Raw genomic sequence first — 2,418 nt, forward strand, 5'->3', positions numbered from 1 at the left:
TCGCTTTTCTTCTCTCCCGGTGTCTTCTGGGGGTTCGACCCCCAGAAGACACCGGGAGAGAAGAAAAGCGAAACGCCCCTGCGTGAGCAGGGGCGTTCCACTTCTCGGACCTGGACTATCAGAAGTCCATGCCGCCCATGCCACCGGTCGGGTCGCCGGCCGGAGCGGCCGGAGCCTTCTCCGGCTTGTCGGCGACGACAGCCTCGGTGGTCAGGAACAGCGCCGCGATCGAAGCGGCGTTCTGCAGCGCGGAGCGGGTGACCTTCGTCGGGTCCGGCACGCCGGCCGCGAGCAGGTCCTCGTACTCGCCGGTCGCGGCGTTGAGGCCGTGACCCGCGGGCAGGTTCCGCACCTTCTCCACGACGACGCCGCCCTCAAGGCCGGCGTTGATCGCGATCTGCTTGAGCGGAGCCTCGACCGCCACCTTGACGATGTTGGCGCCGGTCGCCTCGTCGCCCGAGAGCTTGAGGCCCTCGAACGCGAGCTGAGCAGCCTGCAGCAGGGCCACGCCACCACCGGCGACGATGCCCTCCTCGACGGCGGCCTTGGCGTTGCGCACCGCGTCCTCGATGCGGTGCTTGCGCTCCTTCAGCTCGACCTCGGTCGCGGCACCGGCCTTGATGACGGCCACGCCGCCGGCCAGCTTCGCGAGCCGCTCCTGCAGCTTCTCGCGGTCGTAGTCGGAGTCCGAGTTCTCGATCTCCGCGCGGATCTGGTTGACCCGGCCCTGGATCTGGTCCGCGTCGCCGGCACCCTCGACGATGGTCGTCTCGTCCTTGGTGATGACGGCCTTGCGGGCACGGCCCAGCAGGGTGATGTCGGCGTTCTCCAGCTTGAGGCCCACGTCCTCGCTGATCACCTGGCCACCGGTCAGGATCGCGATGTCCTGCAGGATGGCCTTGCGGCGGTCACCGAAGCCCGGCGCCTTGACGGCGACGGACTTGAAGGTGCCGCGGATCTTGTTGACGACCAGCGTGGCCAGGGCCTCGCCCTCGACGTCCTCGGCGATGATCAGCAGCGGCTTGCCCGACTGCATGACCTTCTCCAGCACCGGGAGCAGGTCCTTGACGTTCGAGACCTTCGAGCCGAACAGGAGGATGTACGGGTCCTCCAGGACGGCTTCCTGGCGCTCGGCGTCGGTGACGAAGTAACCCGAGATGTAGCCCTTGTCGAAGCGCATACCCTCGGTGAGCTCGAGCTCGAGGCCGAAGGTGTTCGACTCCTCGACGGTGACGACGCCTTCCTTGCCGACCTTGTCGAGCGCCTCGGCGATCAGCTCACCGATGGTGCGGTCCGCGGCCGAGATCGAGGCGGTGGCAGCGATCTGCTCCTTCGTCTCGACCTCCTTCGCGGCCTTGTGCAGCTGCTCGACGACCGCTTCGACAGCCGTCTCGATGCCGCGCTTGAGGCTGATGGGGTCGGCGCCGGCGGCGACGTTGCGCAGGCCCTCGCGCACGAGCGCCTGGGCGAGCACGGTGGCGGTGGTGGTGCCGTCACCCGCGACGTCATCGGTCTTCTTGGCAACTTCCTTGACGAGCTCGGCCCCGATCTTCTCCCACGGGTCCTCGAGCTCGATCTCCTTGGCGATGGAGACGCCGTCATTGGTGATGGTCGGCGCGCCCCACTTCTTTTCGAGCACGACGTTGCGGCCCCGGGGGCCGAGCGTCACCTTGACGGCTTCGGCGAGGGTGTTGAGGCCGCGCTCGAGACCACGGCGGGCGTCCTCGTCGAACGCGATCAATTTGGCCATTGCGGTGTTGTCCTCCGGTATTGGGCGCTGCGTGGCCAGTCCTGGTTTCGGTGCCAGCAGCAGGACACGTCCTTCGGCCAGGCTCGGTGCCCGCGACGGACGACCTTCCCCGGTTACACCCCGGTTCCGGCCTCACCGTCCCGACCTTTCAGGCGAGCGGTCGGCGACCGCCCGTCTAGCACTCGACGGTGCCGAGTGCCAACTCGTGTTTAGCACTCTCGCCCTCGGAGTGCAAGAAGCGGGCCCCGTCGTTCACGATGGGCGGATCGGGATCGTCGGCGGTGGGTTGTTCGCGGACTGCCCGCCGCCGGCCGGCCCGACGGGGATGTCCGGCGAGGTGGTGCCCGGTCCGCTGCCGTTGCCACCACCGAGAAGTACGACCGCGGCAACCACTCCACCAGCGACGACTAGGGAACCGAGGAGCAACCACAGCCACAGCAGGCCCTGTTTCCGCGGCGGCGGGGGAAACCCCTGCGGCGGCGGGTAAACCGGCTGCGTCGGGCCCGGCGGCGGAGCCCCGAACGGCGGGCTGTGATACCCGGATTGGTGATAGCCGGACGGCGGACCGTACTGCTGTGGCGGCGGAACTTGCCGTCCCCAGCCCTGCTGTTGCCCCCAGGCGGGTGGCGGCGGGACGGGCTGGCGCGCGTAGGGCTGCTGTTCGGTCC

Annotated in this window: 1 protein-coding gene and 1 pseudogene; both read right to left on the minus strand. The window is 68.7% G+C overall.

The features are described 5' to 3' along the window. Positions 1-118: 118 nt before the first annotated feature. On the minus strand, positions 119-1,750 hold the full coding sequence (groL, locus tag GKO32_RS37750; RefSeq protein ID WP_154761700.1) for a chaperonin GroEL: 1,632 nt from the start codon (positions 1,748-1,750) through the stop codon (positions 119-121). Between the two features lie 252 nt (positions 1,751-2,002). Then, positions 2,003-2,418: pseudogene (locus tag GKO32_RS38280) on the minus strand (serine/threonine protein kinase); the annotation flags it as partial.

The organism is Amycolatopsis pithecellobii, from assembly GCF_009707865.1.
GTDB lineage: Bacteria > Actinomycetota > Actinomycetes > Mycobacteriales > Pseudonocardiaceae > Amycolatopsis_E > Amycolatopsis_E pithecellobii.

What these genes read in the sequence shown, in the direction of transcription:
- groL (WP_154761700.1), bottom strand. Translation starts at nt 1,750, where the DNA reads ATGGCCAAATTGATCGCGTTCGACGAGGACGCCCGCCGTGGTCTCGAG.